This window comes from Microbulbifer sp. A4B17, from assembly GCF_003076275.1.
Taxonomy (GTDB): domain Bacteria; phylum Pseudomonadota; class Gammaproteobacteria; order Pseudomonadales; family Cellvibrionaceae; genus Microbulbifer.
The window spans coordinates 1,362,806-1,383,432 of record NZ_CP029064.1 but is presented as its reverse complement, the minus strand read 5'-3'; the positions used below and the strand labels follow the sequence as shown (position 1 = coordinate 1,383,432).

Below are 20,627 nucleotides of genomic sequence, written 5' to 3'. Positions count from 1 at the left end.
ATTGTATCCAATGGTAGAAGTAACCTATTCCATTTGCCTTGGCGAAAACATAATAATAGCCATTCCCAACATCGCCACTGTTGCGCCACTAATATCCCAAACCGTAGGCTTAACTCCGTTTACCAACCACAACCAGATTATTGAGGAAAAGATATAGATTCCTCCATAAGCGGCATATACCCGGCCCGCAGGGGCCGGGTGTAACGTCAACAGCCAGGCAAATATTGCCAAACTGATACCGCCAGGCACTAACAACCAGATACTTTTATCCTGTTTCAACCACAAATAGGCCATATAACAACCTATTATCTCAGCAACAGCCGTAGCCAGAAATAAAGCTATAGTTTTTATTTCAAACATCAACATAGATGACGAAATATTCAACCGGTCACCTTGCAAACATTCTCTAGGCGCATTGTAAATGCACGTTTCATATAAGAGAACTGTTCGATGCTTTCCATATGTTTACTTAGGGAATTTCTTGCTCGCATGAAATTTTTCTTTTCTACCTCACCCATTCCCTCATGAAAAAGATACAAACTTTGCAGCGGGGCCATGGCCGTTTTCTCTGTACGATAGAAAACATCGTCTGACATTGCCAAATCAACTTTGTCTCGAATAGATCCATCTGGCATAATTTGTACAGACACACTGGGAACATAATTTGCAATTGGCCCTTCGAGATTAAGAACGGAGGAATCCTTTTCGCTCAATTTCTTCGCCACATAGACCTTGAGCTTGTTATTGCGTACTTCCAGCTTTACAAACGGTTTAATGATTTTAAACTTTTCTTTATCCTCCTCAAAAAGCTTTACCGACGCCTCAAGCATCACCAAACTCTGCGTATTGATAAAGCGCTCATATTCTTCCAAGTGACATGAAGCCTGTACACCGCTACTCAATAAGAAACACAGACCGAAGGCTAATCTTTTCATTGCTCTAAATATTATCCTTAATATTTAATAAATTGATCGCCTCAAACATCAACTGGCGCACTGGTTAACCCAGCACAGTTTAGACCTCATTGGCATCACTATTTGCCAGTGATTGCGCTTGAAACTTTCTCTAGCTAAAAAATGCGTAAACTGCTTCTTTTTTCGAGTAATTTACGCCATTCATAGTGAAAAAGGTGAAGCAGGAACAGCTTCACCCAATAGTTTTAGTAACTGGAATCCCAGCCTCGATTAAAATTAGAGCCTATCGATAATCCGATAGTATTACTGGAGGTAATTCAGTGGCCTCTGACATCCATTCCTTGACACTCTGGCGTGCCAGCAAACGCTCTATCCACTGCTGAGTAAGTGGCCAGGGTTTCAAGTTTGGGGAGTGTGAGTAAATCCTTATCACCGTTGGTACAAAGGCCAGATCCGCCAGGGACAGATTCCCCATCAGATAGGGTCCACCATTTTGTTCAATCTCCCCTTCCCAGGCGGCAAACAGACGCTCCGCGTCCATCTCTTCTTCAGGTGTCATTGGGCGTTTATCTGGATAAAATGCACTTTCAAAAGAGAGACGTGAGCACAGTCCCGACAATCCGGAGTGCTGCCAAGAGAGCATGGCTCGAGCTCGTGCTCGCAACAACGACTCTTTAGGTAGCAGATCACCAGTGCCAATATCATTGGCGTATTCCATAATGGCCAGGGAATCAAAGATAATTATCTCCCCCTCTTCCAGTACGGGGACTGACCTCGCAGGGGATAGCTCACCAATACGCTGTAAGTTCTGGAATCGCTGTGGCCGACGAATGTCTACGACCACTTCCTCAAATTGAATATCCTGTTCACGCAATGCCAGCCAAGCCCTGAAGGCCCAGGTGGATGCATTTTTAGTACCCGAGTACAGAACACGAGACATAATCAATCCATTGTTATAGTTGAATTATATTGATCAATTTAGAGCTTAAATTATACTGCTTAACAGTCAAACAATTAGAATATAGCACCAAATTTATTGCGTATTAACTGTACTGCAGTTCATAGTCATAGATGATTCATCGCAAACAGCTATTTTTTTGAGTCTCTTCACAAACCTGGAGGAAATTAAATGGCGACTCAAATTAAAGCTAACTCTCACTATTCAAATGAATCGCCTAAGAGATACAACTTAAATTTCGCAAATCGCCAAAAACTCAATCTAGGCAGCTCGGATTTTTAGTAACGGCATCATTAGCATACCAAGTGTTGGTGCCACTACAATTAGGATCGACCCTATCGTTCAAGTCAAATGGATCATTACCTGAAGCGGTATTTCCAGTAACAATATTATTAGTTGAGACAGTGGATTCCAATACGATACCACCATCAGCAACATCTCCATCTCCATTATCTGTTGCTATATTTTGGGAGATGACATTATTGGATGAACCTTCGATCAGGATTCCTGCTCCACCATTGTCGGTGGATATATTATTAAACACACTTGAAAAGCTGTCATCTATCTGAATTCCATCAGAAACACTCCCCGTTACGGTACAAAAAGAGAATGTATTGAAGTCATCATCCATATCAACACCCACCCGACCACTATTGGTAATTGTGCATCCATTAATAATGTTAAAGACACTATCAATATCAATACCATCGTCAACACTATTAATAAGTTCAGTTCCGATGACCGTGTGATAACCCACACCCTCTATAAAAATATTGTCATAACATCCATCAATGGTACCACCAGTCAATACCGCACCCTGGCCCAAGATACGTATTCCAGCACTACCAGACCCCACGCCTGTAGCGCAGGTCACTGAAAAATCCCCCATATCCAGACTACCTTCAGGGCCCACTATTGTAAGAGCGTCAGGCTCACTAGTGGTTAAGTCACAGGATAAGTCCTGTGTAAGAACTTCTGCGGTTGTAATAACATCACCGCAAGCTACATCCGCCACAACGCTCGGTGTATATGAGATGGCGTAGAACCCCATTGCTGTCAATAGCGTGCCCTTATATAAAATCTGCTTGATATCCATATCTCATTCCTATTAATTTAAAACACAATGATATGCCCCGGCAGCGGGATACTAATTGCCTTCTTAGTTTGGACGTAAATATTAGTTCCGCCATAAGAAAAAGTACCTAAAGTACTTTGCGGATATCGGCAGGTAAGATAACAAATAGAAAAGATACAAAAATTTAGACAAAAAACCCGGCATAAGCCGGGTTTTTATTCGAAATATAAGGCTAAAGACTTATTTCAGGCCCAGTACTTCTTTACCCTGGATAAAGGTAACATCAACCGGAATATTGGCCTCAGCCAGACGATCCAGATCAGCCTGTAATTCGGGGCCAATTACCCCTTTGGTTTCCAGCAGTGACTTGGCCTTTTCATAATCACCATCTCCCTGGATCGTAATGATCAGGCGAGACAGGTTGGTCATTGCCTGTTGCATCTTTTCAAAGTCAACACTGTATTGACCCGTCTTCGGGTCACGAGTGAAGGCGCCCTGCTCCTTGAAGTAGTTAAAGCGCATCATATTGGCCTTACCATGAGCACTGGCCGCACCAAATCGCACACTGCGGAAAATACCAGCCAGGAAGGTGACATAGTTATCCATCAGCTGGCCTTCTTCCAACTCACCTTTTTCATGCAGGCGAGTAACCATATATAAGCCGAGGATATCAGCCTTGCCTTCTTCCAGTGCAGAAGAGGTTTCCTTCAGGGCCTGGCGGACGTTAGCTCCACCTTCTACGGTCTTTTTAATTCCCAAACCATGGGCCACTTCGTGGAACATAGTGTTGGCAAAGAACGCTGGGAAGGTAATATTCTTACGCTGATCTTCAGCAATCAATACATCGCTGATCGGCACCAGAATCTTGTCAAATTTAGCCTGCATTGCATTTTTCAGCTGCAAACGGCGAGTGCCTTTGGCCAGCTGTACTTCCTCATCATTAGGAAGGTTAATGGCAATGGTCTTGGAACCGGCGTTACTGTGGCCTGCATAGAAAAGTACATCGTAAGCATTCAGGTCTGAGTCAGTACCGGGCTCTTCGGATTTATATTTTTCCTCTACCGGTAAACCCTTTTGCAGCTCGGGTAAAAGAGCGGCAAATTTGGCCAGTTTTTTACTCCACTCTTTATCTTTCAAAAGTACATAGGATTCGTAGGCGGTACGATAGGCAAACAACTGGTCTTCATAGTTTTCAATAGGACCAATCACTACATCGATATCGTTCTCCTTCATGTCCATCCAGGCCATATCACTGGGGCGGAAATTGTCGGAGAGAAGCGCATCGGCACGCATAGTGAGATAACGTGAAAACTCTTTGCTTTCCGCCAGCTCAGCCGCTTGACGAAGGATACTGGCCGCCTTATTCAGGTCTGCATTGTAGGCTTCGCTATAGGGCAATAACTCAAGACCGCCGGAATCATTGCGACGCACCAGGGAGTACAGGCCGTCTTTACCCGCCTGGTCCCAGTTTTCGAACTCTTCACGGGTCATATCCGCTGGGTAAAAGTTCGCACCCAGGGGCTTATCCCCATAGCCAACAATAAACGGCTTATTGTCGTTGAGGCGGTCCCAGGGACCGTAGTTGATATCGGCAAACTTGCGAGCACGATTGTCCTCAATATCCGGCAGCAGCTCTTCAGCCGGGCCGTAGGATTGCAACCAGAACAAGCGGTCCATAATCTGGCTGGCATCGATCAACAGGCCAATCATTTTGCGCTGGTTATCAGTGAGACCACTCAGGTTTGCGGTAAGCTCGACAGGTACGTAGATATCAAAACGCTTGTCGGCATCCTCTACCTTTTGGCCTGAGGGCACAGGTACAGTCTTAGACTCTACAATCTGGGCCTCGGCCTCCGCTTTGGCAACTTCTTCGGTTTGCTGCTCTTTTTTGGAACAAGCGCCAACAAGGGCCAGTGCCAGCACCGCTGCCGCTATCTTGGTAGCCTGAAAAGGAATGGTCATATCGCTCTGCCTATCATTTTTTTGTATCGGCGCCACATTAGTCTGGCTGCAGGGATTTATCAACCGTCAAGGCGTGGGTAGCTCAGCCGCTTGCGCCTCAGCGCCATGCTCCTGCTGCTGTATACGCCATAGGGCTGCATAGTGCCCCCCAGCCTGCATTAACTCACGGTGAGCGCCCTGTTCGACTATTCCCCCCTGGTCCATTACCAGAATGCAGTCCGCATCCACAATGGTCGAGAGACGGTGAGCTATGACCAGCGTGGTCTGCTCCCGGGCAATATCCTGCAAGGATGCCACTATGCCCTGCTCTGAGTGGCTGTCTAGAGAAGATGTGGCCTCATCAAAAATCATGATTGGCGGTTTTTTAAGCAAGGCGCGAGCTATAGCCACCCGCTGCTTTTCACCGCCCGACAATTTGAGCCCTCGCTCACCCACCAGGGTATCGGCCCCCTCCGGTAACTGTTGGACAAAGTCTGCCAAATGGGCGTGGCGGATCGCTTCATCCACTTCTGCGTCTGAGGCATCTACACAGCCATAGCGCACGTTGTCCCTGATCGATTGGTTGAACAGCACCGCATCCTGTGGCACCACGCCGATAGCCCTGCGCAACGATTCCTGGGAGACACTGCGAATATCCTGTCCATCGATAAAAATTGAGCCGCTGTTGGCATCATAGAAACGGAACAGAAGCTTGAATAGGGTCGACTTACCTGCACCGCTGGCGCCAACAATTGCTACCTTTTGGCGCGGCTCCACCGTAAAACTGATTCCTTGAAGAATCTGGCGATTACCCTTATAGCAGAACTGGACGTTGTCAAACTCAATACGCCCATCCATCACTGCCAAGGCAGGCGCCTGGGGAAGATCTTCAACCGCGGGTTTAACCGTCAGCAGGGAAAACATTTTCTCGATATTCGCCAGTGCCCCCTTCATCTCCCTGTAAACAAAACCGAGGAAATTCAGCGGTATAAAAATCTGCATCATAAAGGCGTTCACCAGCACAAAGTCACCGATAGTCATGTTTCCTTTCGTAACGCCCACAGCAGCGAGAACCATTGCCGCACACATGGCACTGGCGATGATCAGTGCCTGTCCGCTGTTCAGGCCAAACAAGGAAAGCCTGTTCTTTCGGCGAGCCTTCTCCCAGCTGGCCAGCTCCCGGTCATAGTGGCCGGATTCGTGTCGTTCATTGGCAAAATATTTCACTGTCTCATAGTTGAGCAAACTATCAACAGCACGACTGCTGGCCTGTGACTCTGCCTCGTTCAACTCCCTGACAAAGCGTGTGCGCCATTCAGTAGCCACAACAGAGAAACCGATATAAATAATCACCGCTGCCAACACCAGCAACGCAAATAATCCACTGTAATTCCACCAGAGCAGCCCGGCCACCATAGCAATCTCAACCAGGGTGGGGACAATATTGAACACCATAAAGCGCATCAGGAAGCCAATACCACTGTTGCCCCGCTCAATATCCCGGGAGAGCCCACCGGTACGGCGGTTCAGGTGAAAATCCAGGTCCAGCTTGTGCAAGTGCTGGAATACTTCCAGGCCTATCCTGCGCTGAGCTCGCTCGGTAACGCGGCCAAAAATGGTGTCACGCAACTCACCAAACAGGGTGCTGGAAAAGCGTACAGCCCCATAGGCCAAAAGCAGGCCCAAAGGTAGTGCCACCACCTGGACCACGCCCCCTGCACTATCCAGGTCATCGACAATATGCTTAAGCAAAAATGGCAGGGTAACGCCTGCAACCTTGGCGCCAATCAGGCAGAGTACCGCCAAGACCACGGCACGGCGAAACTCCAGTAAGTAGGGAAAGAGTGTTTTCAGGGCACCCCAGTGCACCTCATCCAGTGAAACAGTGGACTTGGGTCTCGGCATAATCTATCCAGGAAGAAAAAATAGGCGCCTATTATAATTCGTAGACAAGATTTATATAGACGCTTACTCTCAAATGGGGAAGTGATGTATTTCCTTATACGACCTATCCTTTAACCTAAGACACAGCGACCCGATACCTTTAATCATATTGCTTCCCCCCCCAATTAGCCAAACTTTATGAATCCTGAAGTTTGCTTTATGAAATTAAGGTCCAGCTATAGATGAATTTAACAATAAAACTTGTACGATTTTTAATTGCAAAGTAGCTACTTATGACCTTTCCTGCTCGCCCAGAAATTTTTATCTATTAGGATAGTTTAACAGTGACAAACCTCATACACTGGGGGTTAACAATACTGAAATCTCAACTTCCAAGCATATAGAATGAAATCCTTATCTATTTTTCACCAAGAAGAGTTAATTAAGCCCGCCTATCTCAAGATATAAAAAATATCACACTTGAACCAAGCTTTAAGCATCGCCAGTTAAGTCAGCGGGCCACTATATAAATAACTTGTTATTCAACCTATCAAGTTAACATAAGAGGAATATGGGAATATTGTGCATTATTCCCCCTAACCCAACGAGTTCCAGGAAAGGTAGTTCTACCTGGTCCAAGACCAACTTCAGCATAAGTAAGAAATCTGTTACCTTTTCTAACCCTTAGCGTCCATTCTTGCGCAGCTAAATGATTAGGATTTGCTCTCGAATCTGGGCCATGCCCCCAGATAGACCATCTGAAAGCGGTGCAACTCCACTCATATTTAAATCCAGCAAATGTTCTGGGACCAGGGACATAAACGTCCTGAGTACCCAGGGGAATTAACGCTCCCAAAGCTTCAACATCAATATACCCCTCAACTGCATCCTCAAAATCCTGCTCTGTTGGAACATTCAACCCCCGGGGCACCACCAATCTAGAGAAATTCACCAATGGCATCTTAAATCCTCCATAATTTATTAAAGTTAAATCTCACATACAAGATGAAAACTTACGATCTGATATTTACCACCCAACAAAGCCGGAAAACAGATTTGAATTTACCAGCCTTCTTTCTGGATAACGAAATCAACTTTATGTTTAACCCCTGGAAAGAACCATTAAAAAAAATATATCAACCTGATAGATATTTACCGGCACCAAAAGATGTATGGATATGTCGAGGCAGTTAATAATTTATTACACTAGAAACCTAAAGAATCATGCCAAAAGGTCTGGCAGAAAAAATATATAGCACGATTTATGTTGAATAGAGCCTCAATCAGCAAAGCTGAGACCTATCCAGATCACAGGAATCATTACATAAATAAATTTTATTAATTTTTTCCAGCAGTAGAACCCAAAATAGCTTCTTAAAACTACCCTTGCATATTACTAATCATATAATTCATAACTTCATCTTGGTCGTTTATCAGTTTTTCCAACAAGTCGAGATGATCCCTATTATTTACCAACCTGAAATAACACGGGTTATTCATTTTTAGCATTTTCTCTTGATACTCTTTGGTCTGTCGAAAGAACTCAGGAGTATCAAATTCAGGCACTATTAAATGTAAGGGGCATGAAGAAGTGTCAACACCAGGCTCTAATAGTTGAGGGCTGACTTTCTCTGCGGATTCCATAGTCATGTTTATGGTATCGTTGACAAAGCTGTTCACCAAAGGGCGTATATCAAACAGCCCTGCAAGAGAGAAAGCTCCCTTAAATTTATGCTGAGCAGAAGCAGAGACACCAAACTGACTCCATTCTGTCTGGTGTAACAGTGCTACCAGCTGCCCCCCTGCCGAATGCCCTACTAGATACACAGATGGAGCACCTTTTGCTTCGGCCTCTTTCAGTATGGTCGCCATTGCCCACTGCATCTGTAAGACGATAGACTCCATTGGGGTATCGTTCCTCCAATCCGGGGCCATACGATAGCCCGGCATGTAGACCGCGAATCCTTTTTTATTAAAAGGCTCTGCCAAAAAGGAGAACTGCTCTTTTGAAAACCACTGCCACCAGCCTCCGTGGATATATATTACGATCGGGGCATTTTCAGGGACTTCGTCAGGTCTGAAAATATCCATGGAGCCCGATAAGTCACCCTCCCCAAAATTGACAGCGTGTAGACCATTACTTACTGCCTTGCGGTAAGCGGAACTAAGACTTCCGGTAAATTCGACATGAGCGGGTAACAAATCTTCTGTGGGAAGACGCCGTGTCCACAGTGTAGGGTTATATTGTTCGTCTGTTTTTTCGCGGGTAAAGCTATACCAGAATTCATTCACGGTTAGTGTCCTTACTTTTCACTAGGGTTAATAGCTTCAAACTGATCATCTCGCAGTCGCATAGTGCCATCTTCCTGCAGGACCCAGAGTTCACGAGTAATAATTCCTTGTGCGTGATTCATTTTCCAACTACTTGAGAGCACGGTGGATATATCATCCACAACTTCGATCTTTGCGCCTATATAGGTAATATCGGAGAATCCCTGATTAATCAGGTTTTGCCAGAAAACCTCGATATCCTTGCGGCCTTCAAACACTCCAAACGGTTTCGCGGTCATCTGGGCCTGCTCTTCATACATGGACGCACAGCCAGCGGCATTACCACTATTGAAGTAAGACTTCCACTGTTCGCTGGCAGCTTCTGTTTTCTCGATCAAACTGTCGCTCATCTCTATATCCTCTTCTGCTCTAGGTATCGATCTTCTGCCTATAGATTGCCCCATAACACAGCTTGTGATAAATACTCATTGGTTGATATTAATGTTTAGTGAGATTAAACAATGAAGCCAAGCCTGGAAGATATGCAGGTATTCCTCGCTGTGGTTGAGGCGCGCAGCTTCACACTGGCAGCCGATCGTCTGGAGCGCACCAAGTCGGCAGTAAGCCAAGCAGTTACCCGTTTGGAATCGGATATTGGCACACGGTTACTTTACCGTAGTACCCGGTCCCTATCTCTCACCGAGGCTGGTTCAGAGTTTTATGCCCACTGCCGGGAGATTAAGGATATTTATAACTCAGCATTAGCGGGCCTTAGGAATAGCAGTGATAAATTGGCGGGTTCATTATCGGTGACAGCTCCTCACGCACTGTGTGGGCCAGTGATTGTTCCAGCAATCATTAAGCTGGCAGAACAGCATCCACATTTAAAAATCAGGCTGTTAGCCAATGATTCCCCAATGGACTTAATCGAATCCCAGGTAGACCTGGCTATTCGTGTGGGCAACCTTGAACTTCAATCAGCTAAAATTTCAAAGCTGGGTTTGCTAGGTGAAAGCCTCTACGCCAGCCCGCAGCTTATTGATAATCAATGTGGTGTTCCTACAGATCTTACCGAACTAGAAAACTGGCCTCATATCTCCAATGATTGGCAGGGCTCGCCGCTGAAATATGAGTTGCAAAGCGGGGTTCAGGTAAGAGCCACCCCCAAAATACGCTGTAACTCACTTCACGATATAGTCCAGTTAACAGAAGCCGGTATTGGAGTTGCCCGGCTACCTGATATTATCGCTCGAAAAAAAGTAAAAAACGGAATCCTTTGTCCGATAACATCGGTCGCTGCAGCACCCATTCACTATATGCATCTATTTTCAAAAAGACCGCCAGCAAAGGTACAAATATTTGTTAAAGCCGTTAAAGCTCAATTACAGAATTGTACTGAAACCGGATAATTAGGCGAAATCAGTTTACAACTCCAGGTTGAAAAAATAACTACTATCCCAGCTCTTAATCCAGGCTTGCTTTATTTGTGATTTTAGTGAGTCTTAAAACTATCTCTTCAGGCAGACTGTCAAATTTACTAGAAACCACCAATGGCTCGCCCTTAAAGTAACGGGAAAAGACAAGTGAAGCCAGAAAAATACCTTCTTCATTGGGGTGGCTCCCATCCTGTGCATATAAATTAATAGCATCAGACGATGAACTCAGGCTTTCCCATACCTGGCCTACAGGTACTATCGATGCCTCACACAGGTCCGCTATATCCTGATACCCCGCTGTGAGACGCTCCTGCATTAAACTTCTCGTATCATTTGGCACATTCCGGATATCGCCATTTTTACGCCCCCAAGTCAAATATAATAATGGTGTAGCTCCCGAGAGAAAAATTTCAGTACAGATTTTTTCAGCATAAGGAAGCACTTCCTCCTGACGTTGAGCATCGGAAAAAGATGGGAGCTGACTCTGCTCCTGAAGCACTACAAAATCCCAGACATTTTGACGTATCGCAGATAAAGTAATTTCGGAACCAGCATGTTTCTTCAGGGTCCAACCTCCGGGTGAGATAGATTTTATATTAACATCAACCCCGTTTGCCCTGGAAATCTCCTTGATAACAGGCGGCAGCGGGGCAGTATAACTATTACCAATAAACAGTACGTTTATTTGCTTATTATACTCCGACTCAGATTTACAACCTGTCGGCAAAATAAAAGTTATTCCAAGAAGTAACAATAAAAGACTGTTAGACCAGACAAACTTCACGTTCATATCTCTACTAATAACTATTAACTTACGCACAGATTAACAATCAAGAATGATCTGATTCAATTGCAGAGTGGGAAAAAGGATACGTCTTTCACAAAATAAAAAGTTACCTTTTGCTTTTTTGTGTATACAAAATTTAAAAAACATTATAGAAAGCTTATAAATAGTTCAAAAAACGCCTACTTTAAAAGAGAAGGAAGTCCAGGTTTTGTAGCTAGAGCCAGATAGGGAATTCTTCAATTTTAATGACACTTTAAGTGACCAGCACCTGACTACCAGTCACTTAAACATCTAAAGTCCACATTCAAAGGCTTTACGAAGAAGTTTAGAATCTAGGTATAGCCTAGGACCTTACAGAACTTTTTATTGATATCTCTTCAGCTGAAAACGCCAGTCTATCCAAGCTTATCAATTACAGCGAAAGTACTTATGCGTAGAATCTTTGGTATAACGCACCAATACTTTTCCGCCAGAAGTAAGAGAGTAAACTTCCTCTGACTTCCAGGCATCCCCTTCGCCCCGCATATTGAATACTAAATGAAGATTGCCATCATTCTGATTAGCCGACATCAATTGACCTGAAGACTCAGTAAACTGAATACGGTTGTCTGCCAGGGTCATTAAATCAGCCGCTGAAGAAGCGTTACAGGATTCCTGGGTTCCAGCCCATTGACCTTGATACTTAGGAGGCACAGTAGACATTGCACAAGCCTGGATTAATCCGATTCCCAGCAACACACAGAAAATAGAAAGAGATCTCATTCAAGCAATCCAATAACTAATAGAATAGAAAAATTAAGAATATAAGAACTTTACAGCATATCTAGTACTTACGTCTCAAATAAATCCTGCGACTGGCCAAAATCGTGAATCAGTCGCCAAACGACAAAGACTTTTGAGGGTTGGCTTTACTTCACTTTACACAAGAAAACACTTCTACTCTTCTCCAGGGAAAATACTTAAACAGTTTGTTATTAAGTTTGGGTCACATTTGTATTGATCACCGGACAGAAAAATACACTTACAATTCCAGCTGCAGAATCTATCCTCATTAGTATTCAATCGTGACAACAAGAGGGGCAGAGGGATGGAAGAATTGCAATTATTCAAAGATAGATTTGCAATTAGTGATTTACTTGCTCGCTACACCTTAACCGTCGACAACCATGACTCTCATGGTTGGGCATCATTATTTACGCCTAATGGACGCTTTATCAACGGCAACCGTATGATAAAAGGAAGAGATAAACTGGAGCGCTATGCAACAATCCACAGTAAATTGGGAAGCCGGCACATTACCTGCTCTCCCCTGCACCATATTTCGGAAGACGGGCAGTCGGCCTCAGGCAAAGCCTCCACTGTCGTTATCCTTGCGACTCGATCCGGCTACCGTGTGGCTTTCGCAGCAGAGTACAAAGATAAATTGGTCAAAATAGATGGCAATTGGCTATTCGAAAGCCGGTGTGCCGATGAATTCGGGTTACCTGAAGATCCCGATTTTCCAATTCTCAATGCCGATCCAACTACCCGCGATTTGATAAACCTGTTACTGGATGCATGGAATGATCTTGGCGAACCTGTAGCGGAATAAGTTCCGGAGTTTCAATAAATAGAAACGCACCTCGCTCAAATAAACTTGAGCTAATTGAGTGCGCGCAGCGGTACGTCATCACGACGCCCAATTGATGCCCCTAATATTTTCACCAAGAATTCGGTTAAGACACCTGCGGTAAAGCCCCAGATTTCATAGTCTTCATATCTGTAAGCCGGCAGGTAAATCGCCTGGTTATCAATAATAATACGATCAGTGCGAATACGCGGGTCCGCAAGAAAAAATGACAGGGGAACTCGAAAAACCGCATCCAGTTCGCCAGGATTTGGAGACAACTGGATATCCGGTGAAATTATCCCCACCCAAGGGGTTACATGCACCTGCCAGCGGGTGGTGCGGGGCCAAAGGGGGCCGAGAACACGCACGTCATCCATGGGCAGACTGACTTCCTCTTCAGCCTCGCGCAGGGCAGTAAATTGAAGGGATGGATCGGTAGCATCCCAACGCCCCCCAGGCAAGGAGACTTCGCCAGAATGTGTGGAGAGATTTGCAGAGCGTTTGGTGAGAATTACCTGGGGGTCCGGCTCTTCAGTCAGGGCAATTAACACGGCAGCATGCCCTTGCAGGTTGGGACCCACCGGGACCTTCGCTTCCAAGTCTTCGATTTGCCCTACGATCTTGTGTTCAATAATCTCTAGCATAAATCTCTGTCCTACCCCGATCTCTGCGAGGCTCCTTAACATTCATCATACCGATTTCCAGCGGCAACACTGAGCGATATGCCACAATATCCTTTTGTGACTTACTACCCTACCACACAATCCACTATCAGTGGTCAGGTGGATTCAGACCCACCATTCTCGACCTTGCCTTCATTAATTTTGGGGGTATAGCCACCTTTCAGCTTTTCCCGCACCGTTTGCACCAAGCCGTAATACACCGGAACCAGTAAAGTAGCGAACAGGCTCGCAGCCAACATACCTCCAAACACCACCAGTCCCAGGGAAACCCGACTCACCGCTCCGGCGCCTGTGGCAACCAGTAGTGGAATTACCCCTAAAATAAACGACATGGCTGTCATCAAAACTGCGCGGAACCGAAGGCGAGTCGCCGACACAGCTGCATGTGCAATAGATCTGCCTTTATCGCGCTCCACACAGGCAAACTCCACGATCAGGATCGCACTTTTTGCCGCCATACCAATTAGCAGGACCAAGCCGATCTGCGTGTAGAGATTGTTGATAGACCCCGCGACAAATACCGTAAACATCGCGCCACCAATCGCAATAGGGACACACAACATCACCGCGAAGGGAATAGTCCAGCTTTCATATTGGGCGACCAAAAACAAGTAGACAAATACAACGGCCAAAGAGAACAGGATTGGGGCCAGATTACCCGCAGTCACCTCCTGTAAGCTGATACCTGTCCACTCGTACCCATAACCTTCTGGCAACTTTGATGCCAAGTCTTCCATCGCATCCATTGCCTGGCCACTGGAATAACCCGGTGCCGGTGAACCATTGATAGTGACGCTGTTATAAAGGTTGTAACGGGTTATTGTCTGCGGTGCGACAACAGGGGTAATAGTGGAGACTGAAGTCAGCGGTACCAGTCCACCGCTATTGGCACGAACATAAAAGCCTGCCAGGTTTTCTTCCTTATCGCGAAACTGTGCATCCGCCTGAGCGATTACCCGAAAAACTTTCCCATACAAATTGAAGTCATTAATGTAATAACCACCCAAAAAGGTTTGCAGGGTTAAATACACATCCGGCAGGGGGACTCCCAACACATGGGCTTTCTCTTTATCCAGCTTTAATTCCAGTTGCGGTGTAGCCGCCTGAAAACTGGTAAAGGCCTGGGAAATTTCACGGCGCTGGTTGGCATTACCCAAAAGGTCAAATAAAACCTGCGATAACTCAGTAATACTGCGCCCCTGTAAATCCTCAAGAACAAATTCAAAACCACCAACTGTGCCAATACCAGGAAGTGGGGGAATCACAAATGGCATTACCTGCGCATCGGGAATCGCAGATAATTTCTTCTGTACCCGATTCATAATGGCAAACTGGCTATCCTCCCTGTTAGTGCGCTTATCCCAGGGCTTTAGTACTGCGAACATCATTGCCGTGTTAGAGGAAACACTGCTGGTAAGCAGGTTGTAACCGGGAACACCTACCACATGAGCCATACCCGGCTCTTCCATCAGGATATCGGTCACCTGATTGACTATTGGGCCGGTTCGCTCCAGGGAAGATCCATCTGGCAGCTGCACATGCAACATAAACGTGCCCTGATCTTCATCTGGAATAAATCCGGTGGGGATTCGTGTGAAAAGTAAGAAACAGAACAATAAAATTAAAAGTATTGAAGCAATACCGATAAGCGGTATTTTGATACAAGCCCTCACCATGCCCACATAGAACCCTGTGGCGATATGTAGGGATTTATTAAAGAAGCCAAAAATACCGGTCTCTTTAATGCCCGCCACCTCTCCATCCTTGCTCGGCTTCAATAAACTGGCACAAAGCGCCGGACTTAAAGTGAGTGCATTCAGGGAAGAAATGGCCACCGCCATGGAAATAGTAACCGCAAACTGCTGATACATTTTCCCGGTAATTCCCGGCATCAGCATCACCGGAACAAAAACTGCAAACAAGACAAGGGTGGTGGCAATAACCGGACCGGTAACTTCGCGCATGGATTCCAGCGCTGCCTCTTTTGGCGGGAGGCCATCGGCCATTAAGCGCTGGGTATTTTCCACCACAATAATCGCATCATCCACCACTATGCCAATCGCCAGGATCAAGGCAAACAGCGTAATGGTATTAATCGTCATCCCGAATGCCAGCATTAAGGCAAAAGTACCAATCAGAGATACAGGAATAGCAATGGCCGGAACCAGTGTGGAGCGCCAATCCTGCAGAAACAAAAAAACCACGAGTATTACCAGTATCAGGGCAATAATCAGGGTTTCTACCACCTCCTTGATTGAAGCCTCCACAAATAAGGTGGTGTCGTAAAGAATCTCAGCCTCCAATCCATCGGGAAAACGCTTGGACAGCTCCGCGACTTTGGCTTTAATTCCATCTGCCACTTCGATCGCATTCGCTTCAGGCAGCTGGTAAACCCCGATAACTGCTGAAGCCTGGTTATCTAACTGCCCGTAAGAAGCGTAAGATTCACTCCCCAATTCCACCCGCGCTACATCCTTGACTTTTACCATGGCGCCATCGGGCTTGGCGCGGATGGTGATATCCTCAAATTCACTGGGAGATACCAAGCGCCCCTGTACCAGGATATTGTATTGGAACTGCTGATCTTGACGGATCGGTGGCGCTCCGATCTGACCGGCAGCTACCTCTACGTTCTGTGCCTGCACAGCAGAGATAACATCCTGGGCAGTGACATCCAGCGAAGCCATTCGATTGGGGTCGAGCCAGAGACGCATGGCGTAATTGCGCGAGCCAAAAATAACAACATTGCTCACCCCCAGCACCCGCGCCAATTCATCTTTTAAATAAATCTCGGCGTAATTTGCCAGAAACAATTCATCAAACTTTTCTTCTGGAGAAAATACATTCACCACCAGTAACAGCGTGGTACTCTGCTTGGAAACCACCACACCATCCCGTTTAACATCCTCGGGAAGCTGGGGCGTGGCCTGCTCCACCCGGTTTTGTACATTAACCTGGGCGATATCATCGTCGTAGCCAGGCTTGAATGTCACGGTGAGACTGTAGGAGCCATCGTTGCCACTGGTGGAAGACATATAGTCCATGCCCTCCACACCATTAACTTGCGATTCAATCGGCACAGCCACACTATCGCGCACTACTTCAGCGCTGGCGCCGGCATATGTGGCAGCGACATTGATGGTCGCTGGCGTGATTTCAGGGAATTGCGCCACCGGTAATTGTGGCAAGGAAAGTATCCCAGCGAGGGTGATCAGTATGGATATAACAAAGGCGAATCGTGGCCGCCGGATACAAAAAGCACTGATCATAGGCAGCGACAGCTATTTATAGTCATCGTCATGCCCCTCAGATTCAGGACTTGCCGGTACTGCCCCCTCGTCAGTTACCGGCAAATCCCTCTTACCCTGATTATTTGTAGTGCCAGAACCTGTTGCGGGAGTACCGCTGCGTTCGGCGGGCGGGGCCGGTGGCGCTTCAACATCGTACGGATCTCTTGGTGTGTTTTGCGGTGTAACCGGCTGTCCCGCGACGACTCTCTGTAATCCATTGACGATCACAGACTCTCCTGCAGCGAGCCCCCGATCTACAGCCCACAACTCCCCTTCCCTCTGCCCCAGGGTCAGATAGCGCTTTTCAGCAATATTGTCTTTGCCCAGAACGAAGACATAACGTCCCTGCATATCCTCCATAACCGCCGACTGGGGCACCAGAGGTCTAAGGGCATCACTGCCCGTAAAAACGCTAATAGACACTCTGGCAAACTGACCCTGCACTAACAATTGCTCGGGGTTGGGAAACAGGGAGCGCACCGCTACCGACCCGGTATTGGGATCGATCTGATTATCGATAAATACGATTTTGCCCTTATGGGGGTAGTAATTACCGTCGGGTAACTCAATACGTACATCCAGGCGGGTTGGGCTTAAACCCTCTCGCTGCCGCCGCTGGGAATCCACCTGCACCGCATAAAGCTGCTCTTCAGGCACTTCAAACAGCACGTAAATAGGATCCATTTTTACTATGGTGGCGAGCGGGTCAGAGTTTGGCCCCACCAGAGAACCCACCGGAAAATCTGTGCGGCCAATTCTCCCGGTCAATGGCGCATAGACTTTGGTATAGGAAAGGTCCAGTTCAGCACTTTGAACTTTGGCGCGATTAGCATCAACCTGGGATTCCGCTTCCTCGAAGTTACCTTCAAGCTCATCCATCTGTACCTGGCTGATAGCCCCCGTGGCCACCAAGCGGCGGCCACGCTGGAAGTTCCTCTCAGCAACTCTCAGGGAGGCCTGGGATTGTTCCAGGGTGGCGCGCTGATTCGCCAATTCGGCAATAAAAGGGCGCGGGTCAATTTCAAACAATAACTGTCCTTTTTGGACGGTTTCCCCTTCGGTAAAATTGCGACTCTGGATATACCCTTGCACTCGTGGGCGGACTTGATACTCATCGGTTGCTTCTACCCGCCCGACGAATTCAAAGCGGGGGATAACAGGTTCCTCCCTGACAACCAATACTTCTACTGGCGGGGGAGGTGGCGCTTTTTCCTCTTCGCCTTTACCACCACAAGCGCAAAGGACAAGAAGCGCTAGTCCAAACAGAAAAAAACGCGCCATCGCAGGGTAGATACCGCCTTTATACTTCAACATCACTAACAACTATAGGCGTCAACCGGTCCGGAAGCTGGCGCTCAAATCTTGCATGGGTATACTGACGCCATGAAATTTTGCAGCCAATGCGGCAGTAACGCCGTAACACTTTCCATTCCTAAGGGTGATGATCGCCCCCGCCACATCTGTGGCAATTGCGGCGCCATTTATTACATCAACCCCCGTGTTATTGTCGGGGTTATTCCCTACGTCGGCGATAAGGTGATGCTGTGCAAGCGTGCCATACAACCGCGCATGGGGCTTTGGACCCTGCCCGCCGGTTTTATGGAAAGCGGAGAGACCAGTGAAGAAGGCGCCCTGCGGGAATCCTGGGAGGAAGCCCGGGCCAGTATTCGCGTGGACGACCTCTACTCCGTCTACGATATTCCCCATATCAATCAGGTCTACATGATGTATCGGGGCGAATTGACCGATTTGAATTTCGGACCCGGGCCAGAATCGCTGGAAGTTGAACTATTTCGCGAAGACGAAATTCCCTGGAGGGAAATTGCGTTTCCCATCATGCACCGCACTTTGGAGCACTATTTCGAGGATACCCGCATGGGCCAGTATCAGCTGCACCGCGGAGTAATCAATCGCAAACTGTGAGCCACTTTAAATAATCAATGACCCTGCATTAAAAGGATGTTTGCATGAAATACTTTCCAATGCTCGGTGCCTTATTACTGGTAGGCGTTGTACTGCCAATGGTTTTGCCGGGCCCGGATGGCAAGCCCATCATGTCTCCCTCAGACTGGCTACCGCAAAAACCGGATATTTCAGCAATCCGCGAAACCGGTGAGCGGGCCGTACAAAGTATGCGTAAGACCACCCAGGAATCAGTCTCAAAAATTGAAGAACTGGCAACCTCCAGCGGGCTTATACCTCAAGAAGATTCAGCCAGGCAGACGTCTGAAGTTTTTACCTGGAAAGACAAAGATGGAAACTGGCACTTCTCAGATAATGTGCCGGAGGGTTTGGATTCACATGTGCGTATTCACCGTGTCAAACCCTTAAATACAGTAACTGCCAATGATCCTATCGAGCTGAAAACCGACTCGGTCGACCAGGGCAGCAGCACCTCAACGAATGAGCTCCCTACCCATCACACCAGCCTTTCAAAATTATTGGAAGATACGAAAGCGATTGAGCAAAAAAGTCTCGAGCGACAAAAAGTGCTCGATAGCCTATAAGATTTTCTTGATTATTTTAGCCGGCACCACTGCAGCGATCATCCAATCGCCAGAGGTCAAACGCCGGCTCTTCATACGGATGCGCTGTTCGCAATGCATCAAGAGCGGCATCCACTGACTCATCGGGACAAACCATCTCCACACGGTATTCCACCACAGTCTCGACTTGGCCCGACTCACCAATAAATGGCTGGCTCCCCTGCAACGGCCTGAACTGTCCCGTTCCCAGAACCTGCCAACAGCAACTATCGTAGTCACCAATACGTCCTGCACCCACGGAAAAGAGTGCTTGCTTTACCGTTTCCAAGTGAGACTCGGGAATATAAACACAGAGCTTATACATAAATAATCGTCCTTCTCTTCCCCCAAAAAACAAAGAGGCCTCTTAGGCCCCTTTGTTCAGAGTCTCCTTGGTTAAAACATCATAGTCATTAACTTGCGCTGGTACTGAGTGGCAACAGGGTCGCCAGCCCCCAGGCTCTTTACAATATCCAGGAACGTCTGCTTGGCAGCACCATCGGCAAAGCCCATGTCTTTACGCAAAATATCCAACAATAATTGCAATGCTTCTTCATGGCGATTGGCCTGGCTGTATTGCACTGCCAATTGATAAGCAGAATCGCTATCCGCAGGGTTTTCTTCCAGCGCCTTTTGCAGAGCCTGAATCTCTGGAGTTTCTGCTGCCTGTTGTTTCAGCTCCAATTGAGCCATCAGCTGCTGGTATTCCGCATCCTGATCTGCCAGCAGGATTTTATTGAGCACAGTCTCAGCTTCCTGGACACGGTTTTGATCCAGCAGGATAGCAGCCAGTTGTTTAGCGATATCAGTGCGTTCAGACGATTCCGTATAAGCCTGACGCAACAGAGGCAGGGCTTCCGCTACTTTATCTTCACCGATTAGCGCCTGTGCTTGCTGCAACTTTATGTCCCAAGGTTTCGGCAAATACTTATCCAGCATTTCGCGAATTTGCGACTCCGGTTGCACACCGGCAAACCCATCTACCGGCTGGCCATCTTTTAAAACCATTACTGTGGGCAAGCTGCGCACACCCAGTTGACCAGCCAGCATTTGCTCATTATCGGCGTTGACCTTTGCCAATAAAAACTGACCGCTGTATTCATTGGCCAGCTTTTCCAACACCGGCATCAACTGTTTGCACGGCTCACACCAGTCGGCCCAGAAGTCCACCACCACCGGGCGTTTCATAGACTCTTCAATAAGAATTTGCTGGGCGTTCTCTGCCGTTACATCGACAATAAATTCGTTCACATC

20 protein-coding genes are annotated in these 20,627 nt (G+C 46.9%); 4 read left to right on the top strand and 16 right to left on the bottom strand.

Annotated features, from left to right (window positions below):
• Positions 1 to 24: 24 nt before the first annotated feature.
• From BTJ40_RS06140 to BTJ40_RS06100, 9 genes are all read right to left on the bottom strand, one after another.
• Positions 25 to 360, bottom strand: coding sequence for a YnfA family protein (locus tag BTJ40_RS06140; protein ID WP_108735190.1), 336 nt, complete (start codon positions 358 to 360; stop codon positions 25 to 27).
• A gap of 20 nt (positions 361 to 380) precedes the next feature.
• Positions 381 to 935, bottom strand: coding sequence for a hypothetical protein (locus tag BTJ40_RS06135; RefSeq protein WP_108732259.1), 555 nt, complete (start codon positions 933 to 935; stop codon positions 381 to 383).
• A gap of 262 nt (positions 936 to 1,197) precedes the next feature.
• Positions 1,198 to 1,854: a glutathione S-transferase family protein gene (locus BTJ40_RS06130; RefSeq protein ID WP_108732258.1), complete on the bottom strand. Its 657-nt coding sequence runs from the start codon at positions 1,852 to 1,854 to the stop codon at positions 1,198 to 1,200.
• Between the two features lie 274 nt (positions 1,855 to 2,128).
• A complete protein-coding gene (locus tag BTJ40_RS06125) occupies positions 2,129 to 2,968 on the bottom strand; it encodes a right-handed parallel beta-helix repeat-containing protein (protein WP_108732257.1) in 840 nt (279 codons plus the stop codon).
• Positions 2,969 to 3,187: 219 nt separating this feature from the next.
• Positions 3,188 to 4,909 carry a Zn-dependent hydrolase gene (locus BTJ40_RS06120; protein ID WP_108732256.1) on the bottom strand — a complete coding sequence of 574 codons (1,722 nt, stop codon included), beginning with the start codon at positions 4,907 to 4,909 and terminating at the stop codon, positions 3,188 to 3,190.
• Between the two features lie 66 nt (positions 4,910 to 4,975).
• Positions 4,976 to 6,793, bottom strand: a complete 1,818-nt coding sequence (locus BTJ40_RS06115; RefSeq protein ID WP_108732255.1) for an ABC transporter ATP-binding protein/permease — start codon at positions 6,791 to 6,793, stop codon at positions 4,976 to 4,978.
• Positions 6,794 to 7,322: 529 nt separating this feature from the next.
• The gene (locus BTJ40_RS06110; protein WP_108732254.1) at positions 7,323 to 7,733 is read right to left on the bottom strand and encodes a hypothetical protein; all 411 of its coding nucleotides are present in this window, start codon (positions 7,731 to 7,733) and stop codon (positions 7,323 to 7,325) included.
• A 419-nt stretch (positions 7,734 to 8,152) separates the two neighbouring features.
• Positions 8,153 to 9,064, bottom strand: coding sequence for an alpha/beta hydrolase (locus tag BTJ40_RS06105; protein WP_108732253.1), 912 nt, complete (start codon positions 9,062 to 9,064; stop codon positions 8,153 to 8,155).
• Positions 9,065 to 9,075: 11 nt separating this feature from the next.
• On the bottom strand, positions 9,076 to 9,453 hold the full coding sequence (locus BTJ40_RS06100) for an isochorismatase (protein ID WP_108732252.1): 378 nt from the start codon (positions 9,451 to 9,453) through the stop codon (positions 9,076 to 9,078).
• 111 nt (positions 9,454 to 9,564) lie between these two features.
• On the opposite strand from BTJ40_RS06100, the gene BTJ40_RS06095 reads away from it, so the two are divergent.
• A complete protein-coding gene (locus BTJ40_RS06095) occupies positions 9,565 to 10,452 on the top strand; it encodes a LysR family transcriptional regulator (protein ID WP_108732251.1) in 888 nt (295 codons plus the stop codon).
• Between the two features lie 55 nt (positions 10,453 to 10,507).
• On the opposite strand, the gene BTJ40_RS06090 is transcribed toward BTJ40_RS06095, so the two are convergent.
• Together BTJ40_RS06090 and BTJ40_RS06085 are read right to left on the bottom strand one after the other, a co-directional pair.
• Positions 10,508 to 11,263, bottom strand: coding sequence for a hypothetical protein (locus BTJ40_RS06090; RefSeq protein ID WP_108732250.1), 756 nt, complete (start codon positions 11,261 to 11,263; stop codon positions 10,508 to 10,510).
• Between the two features lie 411 nt (positions 11,264 to 11,674).
• Entirely contained in the window at positions 11,675 to 12,028 is a 354-nt protein-coding gene (locus tag BTJ40_RS06085; protein ID WP_157953913.1) for a hypothetical protein, read from the bottom strand.
• Between the two features lie 325 nt (positions 12,029 to 12,353).
• On the opposite strand from BTJ40_RS06085, the gene BTJ40_RS06080 reads away from it, so the two are divergent.
• The gene (locus BTJ40_RS06080; protein WP_108732248.1) at positions 12,354 to 12,857 is read left to right on the top strand and encodes a nuclear transport factor 2 family protein; all 504 of its coding nucleotides are present in this window, start codon (positions 12,354 to 12,356) and stop codon (positions 12,855 to 12,857) included.
• 50 nt (positions 12,858 to 12,907) lie between these two features.
• Here BTJ40_RS06080 and BTJ40_RS06075 read toward each other — a convergent pair whose 3' ends face one another.
• The 3 genes from BTJ40_RS06075 to BTJ40_RS06065 all read right to left on the bottom strand — a co-directional run bounded on the left by BTJ40_RS06075 (position 12,908) and on the right by BTJ40_RS06065 (position 18,162).
• Positions 12,908 to 13,519, bottom strand: a complete 612-nt coding sequence (locus tag BTJ40_RS06075; RefSeq protein WP_108732247.1) for a CoA pyrophosphatase — start codon at positions 13,517 to 13,519, stop codon at positions 12,908 to 12,910.
• A gap of 134 nt (positions 13,520 to 13,653) precedes the next feature.
• Positions 13,654 to 16,827: an efflux RND transporter permease subunit gene (locus BTJ40_RS06070; RefSeq protein WP_108732246.1), complete on the bottom strand. Its 3,174-nt coding sequence runs from the start codon at positions 16,825 to 16,827 to the stop codon at positions 13,654 to 13,656.
• Positions 16,828 to 16,839: 12 nt separating this feature from the next.
• Positions 16,840 to 18,162 (bottom strand): efflux RND transporter periplasmic adaptor subunit, encoded by a 1,323-nt coding sequence (locus tag BTJ40_RS06065; RefSeq protein ID WP_238152146.1) that lies wholly within the window; start codon positions 18,160 to 18,162, stop codon positions 16,840 to 16,842.
• A 69-nt stretch (positions 18,163 to 18,231) separates the two neighbouring features.
• Between BTJ40_RS06065 and BTJ40_RS06060 the strand changes: the two genes are divergently transcribed.
• Together BTJ40_RS06060 and BTJ40_RS06055 are read left to right on the top strand one after the other, a co-directional pair.
• Positions 18,232 to 18,771 carry an NUDIX hydrolase gene (locus tag BTJ40_RS06060; RefSeq protein WP_108732244.1) on the top strand — a complete coding sequence of 180 codons (540 nt, stop codon included), beginning with the start codon at positions 18,232 to 18,234 and terminating at the stop codon, positions 18,769 to 18,771.
• A gap of 44 nt (positions 18,772 to 18,815) precedes the next feature.
• Complete coding sequence (locus tag BTJ40_RS06055; RefSeq protein WP_108732243.1) at positions 18,816 to 19,355, top strand: hypothetical protein; 540 nt, start codon at positions 18,816 to 18,818, stop codon at positions 19,353 to 19,355.
• A gap of 16 nt (positions 19,356 to 19,371) precedes the next feature.
• On the opposite strand, the gene BTJ40_RS06050 is transcribed toward BTJ40_RS06055, so the two are convergent.
• Positions 19,372 to 19,698, bottom strand: a complete 327-nt coding sequence (locus BTJ40_RS06050) for a YqfO family protein (protein WP_108732242.1) — start codon at positions 19,696 to 19,698, stop codon at positions 19,372 to 19,374.
• A gap of 71 nt (positions 19,699 to 19,769) precedes the next feature.
• On the bottom strand, positions 19,770 to 20,624 hold the full coding sequence (trxA, locus tag BTJ40_RS06045) for a thioredoxin (protein WP_108732241.1): 855 nt from the start codon (positions 20,622 to 20,624) through the stop codon (positions 19,770 to 19,772).
• Between the last annotated feature and the right edge of the window lie 3 nt (positions 20,625 to 20,627).